The following is a 7,181-nucleotide window of genomic DNA, read 5'->3' as shown; positions in this document are numbered from 1 at the left end:
CGGCCCCCCGCCCCCCCCAGCCGCTACGGCGAGATCGCGGAGCGGTTCGCCGCCGCGGCGGGTGCGCTGCGGGTCGGTGATCCGCTGGATCCGGCCAGCGAGGTGGGGCCGCTGGTGGCCCGCCGTCAGCAGCGGCGGTCGCTGGACTACATCGCGCTGGGGCAGCGGGAGGGCGCCAAGGTGCTGGCGGGCGGCGGGCGTCCGAAGGACCCGCCGACGGGCTGGTATGTCGAGCCGACGCTGTTCGGCGAGGTCGACAACGCGATGCGGATCGCGCGCGAGGAGATCTTCGGGCCGGTGATCTGCCTGCTGCCGTACGAGGACGAGGCGGAGGCGGTGCGGATCGCCGACGACTCGGAGTACGGGCTGTCGGGGTCGGTGTGGACGGCGGATGTGGAGCGGGGGATCGAGGTCGCGCGGCGGGTGCGGACGGGGACGTACTCGGTGAACACGTTCAGCATCGACATGCTCGGGCCGTTCGGCGGCTACAAGAACTCCGGGATCGGGCGGGAGTTCGGGCCGGAGGGCTTCGCCGAGTACCTGGAGCACAAGATGATCCACCTGCCGGCGGGTGCCTGATGGGGGAGCGCTGGCGGGTGACGGTGGACCGGCGGGTCTGCATCGGGTCCGGGCTGTGCGTCGGGGCGGCGCCGGACCGGTTCCGGCTGGACGCGGCGCGCCAGTCGCATCCCGTGGCGGCGGAGACGGACGCCGGGGAGGGCGTGCTGGCGGCGGCCGAGGGCTGCCCGGTGGAGGCGATCACGATCACCTCGGTGGCGAGCGGTGAGGCGGTCTTCCCGCCCGAGGAGTGAGGTGCTCGCGGGGCGGAGGGACCTCAGTCCTTCGCCCCGGCGCCCGGGGTGGTGAGGTCGATCAGCCGGCAGACCGTCTCGATGTCGATCTTCACCTGGGCGATCGACGCCCGCCCGGACAGCCAGGTGATCAGTGCCGAGTGCCAGGTGTGCTCGATGACCCGGACCGCGGAGAGCTGTTCGGGGGTGGGCGGGCCGTCCAGCCCCATGGCGTCGAGGATGATCGCGGTGGTCAGCCGGGAGACGGTGTCGACCTCGGGGCTGACGGAGCGGTCGGCGAAGGTCAGCGCGCGCACCATCGCGTCGGCGAGGTGCGGTTCGCGCTGGAGGGCGCGGAAGGCCCGCATCAGGGTCTGCGCGACCCGGGCGCCGGGGTCCTCCTCCGACGGGGGGCGCTTGCGCAGCGTCTCGTGCATGTGCTGGAGCTGGTCCTGCATGGTGGCGACGAGCAGGTGCACCTTGGACGGGAAGTAGCGGTAGAGGGTGCCGAGCGCGACCCCGGAGGATTCCGCCACCTCGCGCATCTGGACGGCGTCGAAGCCGCCGCGGCCGGCCAGTTTGGCGCTGGCGTGCAGGATGCGGCGGCGCCGGGCCTCCTGACGCTCGGTCAGGGGAGGACTCGCGGGAAGCGCCGGCCGGACCGCCTTGGATTCCGTAGTCATATGTCCCATTCCGTGGCTTTCCATCCGCGATGCGGTGAGTGTCGGTGCTGTGATCGGCACAGCATGGCAGGGGGGCGTGTGGTGGCGCGAATCACCTGGTGCGGCTCTTCTCGCTTCGTTCCCGGCCGGTAGATTCGAACTTCCTCGAACTGACCAGTAGCCTTGCAGTTCTGCAACTTGTTCTAGATTATCGCCAGCGGTTACGCTCCGGCGAAAGTCCAGTGAGAAGGGGGCCGAGCGTGACCGCAGAGGCCGTCCAGGCAGCCGCGCCCCGCCCGGCAGAGGCCCCCTCGGCCTCCGCCCCGACGGACCCCGGGCGCCCCCTGAGCATCGCGATGCTCACGTACAAGGGGAACCCGTTCTGCGGCGGACAGGGTGTCTACGTACGCCACCTCTCGCGCGAGCTGGCCCGCCTCGGCCACATCGTCGAGGTGATCGGCGCCCAGCCCTACCCCGTCCTCGACGACGGGGTGACGCTGACCGAGCTGCCGAGCCTCGACCTCTACCGCCAGCCCGACCCGTTCCGCACGCCCCGGCGCGGTGAGTACCGCGACTGGATCGACGCCCTTGAGGTCGGCACGATGTGGACCGGCGGCTTTCCCGAGCCGCTGACCTTCTCGCTGCGCGCCCGGCGCCATCTGGCCGCCCGCCGCGGCCAGTTCGACGTCGTCCACGACAACCAGACCCTCGGCTACGGCCTGCTCGGCGGCCCCGGTGCGCTCGGCGCCCCCCTGGTGACCACCATCCACCACCCCATCACCGTCGACCGGCGGCTGGACCTGGCCGCCGCGCACGACTGGAAGCGCCGCGCCTCGGTCCGCCGCTGGTACGGCTTCACCCGCATGCAGAGGCGGGTCGCCCGCCGGCTGCCGTCGGTGCTGACCGTCTCCGGCTCCTCCCGCCAGGAGATCGTCGACGACCTCGGCGTACCGACCGACCGGATCCACGTCGTGCACATCGGCGCCGACACCGATCTCTTCTCGCCGGACGCCGCGGTGCCGGAGGTGCCGGGTCGGATCGTCACCACGTCCAGCGCCGATGTGCCCCTCAAGGGTCTGATCCACCTCGTCGAGGCGCTGGCGAAGGTGCGGACCGAGAACCCGGACGCGCACCTGGTGGTCGTCGGCAAGCGCGCCGACGGCGGGCCGGTCGCCGCCGCCATCGAGCGGCTCGGACTCTCCGGCGCCGTCGAGTTCGTCAAGGGCATCAGCGACGCCGAACTCGTCGACCTGGTCCGCGGTGCGCAGATCGCCTGCGTCCCGTCCCTCTACGAGGGCTTCTCGCTGCCCGCCGCCGAGGCGATGGCCACCGGGACGCCGCTGCTGGCCACCACCGGCGGCGCCATCCCCGAGGTCGCCGGGCCGGACGGCGAGACCTGCCTCGCGGTGCCGCCGGGCGACGCCGGGGCGCTCGCCGCCGGACTGCTCCGCCTGCTGGGCGACGACGCGCTGCGCCGCCGCCTCGGCACGGCCGGCCGGGAGCGGGTGCTGTCCCGTTTCACCTGGCGGCAGGCCGCCATCGGCACCGCCGAGCGCTACCGCGAGGCGATCGCCCTCCAGGGCGGCCCGGTCGCCGCCCGCACCCTTCCCCGCTAGCCGATCACCCCGTACCGCAGCCCTCCACGCCATCCACCGCCGGACGAAAGCAGAACGCTGTGCTGACCGTCGACTTTTCCCGTTTCCCGCTCGCTCCGGGCGACCGCGTACTCGATCTGGGGTGTGGCGCCGGCCGGCATGCCTTCGAGTGCTACCGGCGCGGCGCGCAGGTCGTCGCCCTCGACCAGAACGGCGAGGAGATCCGCGAGGTCGCCAAGTGGTTCGCCGCGATGAAGGAGGCCGGGGAGGCCCCGGCGGGCGCCTCCGCCGTCGCGATGGAGGGCGACGCGCTGGCACTGCCGTTCCCGGACGACAGCTTCGACGTCGTGATCATCTCCGAGGTCATGGAGCACATCCCGGACGACAAGGGCGTGCTCGCCGAGATGGTCCGGGTGCTGCGGCCGGGCGGCCGGATCGCGGTCACCGTGCCCCGGTACGGCCCGGAGAAGGTCTGCTGGGCGCTCAGCGACGCCTACCACGAGGTCGAGGGCGGCCATATCCGCATCTACCGCGGGCACGAACTCCTCGGCAGAATGCGGGAGGCCGGCCTGGAACCGTACGGTACCCACCACGCGCACGGACTGCACAGCCCGTACTGGTGGCTGAAGTGCGCCTTCGGCGTGGACAACGACCAGGCGCTGCCGGTGAAGGCGTACCACAAGCTGCTGGTCTGGGACATCATGAAGAAGCCGCTGGCCACCCGGCTCGCCGAGCAGGCGCTCAACCCGCTCATCGGCAAGAGCTTCGTCGCCTATGCCACGAAGCCGCGACTGCCGGAGGCGGGGGCGGAGCCGGAGGCGGCAGCGGCGGCCGGTGCCGGTGCCGCGGCGGCTGCCGGGAAGCCCGCCCGCCGCGCAGCCAAGGGCACGAAGACCGCCAAGTCCACCGCCAAGTCCGCTTCCGGGGCCGCCAAGTGACGAGTCCCGGGCGTACCGAACGGCTGGTCCTGCCGGGGGTGCTCACCGCCGAGCAGGCGGCCCGCACGGTCGCGGGCATCCTGGCGACCCAGCGCGCGGACGGGGCGATCCCCTGGTTCCGCGGCCATCACCTCGACCCGTGGGACCACACCGAGGCCGCCATGGCGCTGGACGCGGCCGGGGAGCACGAGCGCGCCGAGGCCGCGTACGACTGGCTGGTCCGGCACCAGAACCCGGACGGCTCCTGGTACGCGGCCTACGCCGACGGCGACGCGGCGGCGCCCACCGACCGCGGCCGGGAGAGCAACTTCTGCGCCTACATCGCGGTCGGCGTCTGGCACCACTTCCTGTCCACCGGGGACGAGACCTTCCTCGACCGGATGTGGCCCGCGGTCCACGCGGCGATCGAGTACGTGCTGGAACTCCAGCAGCCCGGCGGCGAGATCGGCTGGAAGCGCGAGGACGACGGCACCCCGGTCAACGACGCGCTGCTGACCGGCTCGTCCTCCGTCTACCAGGCGCTGCGCTGCGCCCTGGCGCACGCCGAGCAGCGCGAGGAGCCGCAGCCGGACTGGGAACTGGCGGTCGGCCGCCTGGGGCACGCGATACGCCACCACCCGGAACGGTTCCTGGACAAGTCCCGCTACTCCATGGACTGGTACTACCCGGTCCTGGGCGGCGCGGTGCGCGGCGCGGCGGCCCGGGAGCGGATCGACGCGGACTGGGAGCGCTTCGTCGTACCGGGCCTGGGGGTGCGCTGTGTGCTGCCCAACCCCTGGGTCACCGGCGGCGAGAGCGCCGAACTGGCGCTGGCGCTCTGGGCGATGGGGGAGTCCGAGCGGGCGGTGCAGATCCTGAAGTGGATCCAGCATCTGCGCGCCGAGGACGGGCTGTACTGGACCGGCTATGTCTTCGACGACGACGCGATCTGGCCACGGGAGCTGACCTCCTGGACGGCCGGTTCGCTGCTGCTGGCGGTGGCCGCCCTGGGCGGCGACGAGGCCACCACGGCCGTCTTCGGCGGCGAGCGGCTGCCGGCCGGGCTCACCCCGGACTGCTGCCGGTAGCCCTCCCCGTACGGGCGCGGGCCGACATCGGTCATCCCCATACGGCCGGTTCCGGGTGGCGGCCCTCCGGTGGCCGGGTCAGGCTGCGGACGAATGCCCCTCAGCCGACCCGAGCCCGCCGGAGGCGCGCCGTGATCGTCCTGTCGTCCCCCACCCGCAACCGCGCGGCCCTGCGCCGGGCCGTCGTCGCGCTGCTGCTGGCGTGCAGCCTGACCGTGGGCGCCGTGGCCTGCTCGAACAAGAGCAAAGGCGGCTCCTCCGCTTCACCCGGCACCAGTGTCAGTGCCGGCGCCAGCCCCAGTCCCAGTCCCACCAGCTCGTTCGAGAAGCAGAAGTTCGCCAAGACCCGCTTCGTGGCCAACGCCGGGCTGGCGGCCGGCGCCACCTACAAGTGGATCGTCAAGCCGTTCAAGGCGGGCACCTTCAAGAAGGGCGCCAAGGGCCGCAAGACCGCGCTGGTCAAGGCGGGCCTGGCCGGGGTCTTCACCTACAACCGGCTCAAGGCCGCGGTCCGCAACGCCCAGGGCGACCCCGCGCTCTCCAAGGCGCTGGTCCCGCTCAGCAGCGGCATCGAGTCGCTGAAGGACATGGGCACCAAGCTGCGCAAGGGCGAGGCCGGCACCGGCGACGTCGACCAGTTCCAGAACGTCATCGGCAACGTCAAGGACGCGGGCAAGAAGAACGGCGCCGAGGTGAAGGACCAGGTGCCTACTACGTCCCAACTGGGGGGCTGAGCCGGGGCTGGGTGGGGCGCCGAGCTCGGCCGCTCGGCTGCGCGCCTACTGCCCGGTGGGTGGGGTCGGAGGGGCTGCCCCGGGGTACTCCCCCAGCCTTCGGCCGGGAGGTGCCCCCACGGCGCGGGCGCATCTGGTACGTAGATGAGGCATACCCCGGCGTTCGCTCCAGATCCTGCGGGCGCACCCCGGGACATCCCCTCCGACCTGCGCCGCGGGCGACCGTCCCGCCGTCTCGGTTCCGTCGGACAGCCATGCGTGCTCGCGCCGGTCGGTGGCCGAGCCGTCCCGCCATCTCGGTTCTGTCCGACAGTCATGCGTGCTCGCGCTGGTCGGTGGCCGAGCCGTCCCGCCACCTCGGTTCTGCCGGACGGCCACGCGTGCTCGCGCTTGTTGGCGGCCGAGCCGTCCCGCGGGGGCCAACGCGTACGCGCGATGCCCGGGTTCACGGGCTCACGGGCTGGGTGCGAGGTGGATGGGCGTACGGGCCGGCGGCCACCTGCCGGCCGGGGTGGCATGCGGGCTTCCGTGGCGGTCGGAGCCACCGGCCGCCGGTCGGCAACGGCGCAGGGCCGGAGGGATGTACCGGAGTGCGCCCGCAGGACCTGGAGCGAACGCCGGGGTATTCGTCATCTGACTGAGCAGATGCGCCCGCGCCGAGGACGTACTCCGGTGCAGCCCTCCGGCCCCCACCCACCGACAGCAACCGAGGCCACGCCGGCCCCCACCCACCGGACAGAACCGGGAAACCAGGCCCGCCCCCACCCACCAGGCGGAACCGAGGCCACGCCGGCCCCCACCCACCGGACAGAACCGGGAAACCAGGCCCGCCCCCACCCACCAGGCGGAACCGAGGCCACGCCGGCCCCCACCCACCGGACAGAACCGGGAAACCAGGCCCGCCCCCACCCACCAGGCGGAACCGAGGCCACGCCGGCCCCCACCCACCGGACAGAACCGGGAAACCAGGCCCGCCCCCACCCACCAGGCGGAACCGAGGCCACGCCGGCCCCCACCCACCGGACAGAACCGGGAAACCAGGCCCGCCCCCACCCACCAGGCGGAACCGAGGCCACGCCGGCCCCCACCCACCGGACAGAACCGGGAAACCAGGCCCGCCCCCACCCACCAGGCGGAACCGAGGCCACGCCGGCCCCCACCCACCGGACAGAACCGGGAAACCAGGCCCGCCCCCACCCACCAGGCGGAACCGAGGCCACGCCGGCCCCCACCCACCGGACAGAACCGGGAAACCAGGCCCGCCCCCACCCACCAGGCGGAACCGAGGCCACGCCGGCCCCCACCCACCGGACAGAACCGGGAAACCAGGCCCGCCCCCACCCACCAGGCGGAACCCAGGCCACCCCCGCCCCCCCCCCCCGGGCAGAACCGGG

The 7,181-nt window shown here is 73.2% G+C and carries 7 protein-coding genes; 6 read left to right on the top strand and 1 reads right to left on the bottom strand.

Going from position 1 to position 7,181, the window contains the following annotated elements; genetic code table 11:
* Both RZ84_RS40920 and RZ84_RS10865 read left to right on the top strand, forming a co-directional pair.
* Positions 1-579, top strand: a 579-nt coding sequence (locus RZ84_RS40920; RefSeq protein WP_241777653.1) for an aldehyde dehydrogenase family protein, incomplete at its 5' end; no start/stop codon positions are given.
* A complete protein-coding gene (locus RZ84_RS10865) occupies positions 579-812 on the top strand; it encodes a ferredoxin (RefSeq protein WP_043264152.1) in 234 nt (77 codons plus the stop codon). The genes RZ84_RS40920 and RZ84_RS10865, both read left to right, overlap by 1 nt.
* 23 nt (positions 813-835) lie before the next feature.
* Here RZ84_RS10865 and RZ84_RS10860 read toward each other — a convergent pair whose 3' ends face one another.
* The gene (locus RZ84_RS10860; RefSeq protein WP_043264151.1) at positions 836-1,474 is read right to left on the bottom strand and encodes a TetR family transcriptional regulator; all 639 of its coding nucleotides are present in this window, start codon (positions 1,472-1,474) and stop codon (positions 836-838) included.
* A gap of 239 nt (positions 1,475-1,713) precedes the next feature.
* Between RZ84_RS10860 and RZ84_RS10855 the strand changes: the two genes are divergently transcribed.
* The 4 genes from RZ84_RS10855 (at position 1,714) to RZ84_RS10840 (ending at position 5,787) form a co-directional block, all read left to right on the top strand.
* Positions 1,714-3,069, top strand: a complete 1,356-nt coding sequence (locus tag RZ84_RS10855) for a glycosyltransferase family 4 protein (RefSeq protein WP_043264150.1) — start codon at positions 1,714-1,716, stop codon at positions 3,067-3,069.
* A gap of 59 nt (positions 3,070-3,128) precedes the next feature.
* The gene (locus RZ84_RS10850) at positions 3,129-3,986 is read left to right on the top strand and encodes a class I SAM-dependent methyltransferase (RefSeq protein WP_043264149.1); all 858 of its coding nucleotides are present in this window, start codon (positions 3,129-3,131) and stop codon (positions 3,984-3,986) included.
* Positions 3,983-5,053 carry a prenyltransferase/squalene oxidase repeat-containing protein gene (locus RZ84_RS10845; protein ID WP_043264148.1) on the top strand — a complete coding sequence of 357 codons (1,071 nt, stop codon included), beginning with the start codon at positions 3,983-3,985 and terminating at the stop codon, positions 5,051-5,053. The genes RZ84_RS10850 and RZ84_RS10845 overlap by 4 nt, the downstream gene beginning before the upstream one ends.
* A 131-nt stretch (positions 5,054-5,184) precedes the next feature.
* Entirely contained in the window at positions 5,185-5,787 is a 603-nt protein-coding gene (locus RZ84_RS10840) for a hypothetical protein (protein WP_078893683.1), read from the top strand.
* Positions 5,788-7,181 lie beyond the last annotated feature (1,394 nt).

The organism is Streptomyces sp. CT34, from assembly GCF_000805335.1.
In the GTDB taxonomy this organism is placed as follows: Bacteria; Actinomycetota; Actinomycetes; order Streptomycetales; family Streptomycetaceae; genus Streptomyces.
Note: the sequence above shows the minus strand (reverse complement) of the source record. Positions and strands in the feature narration are given on the sequence as shown.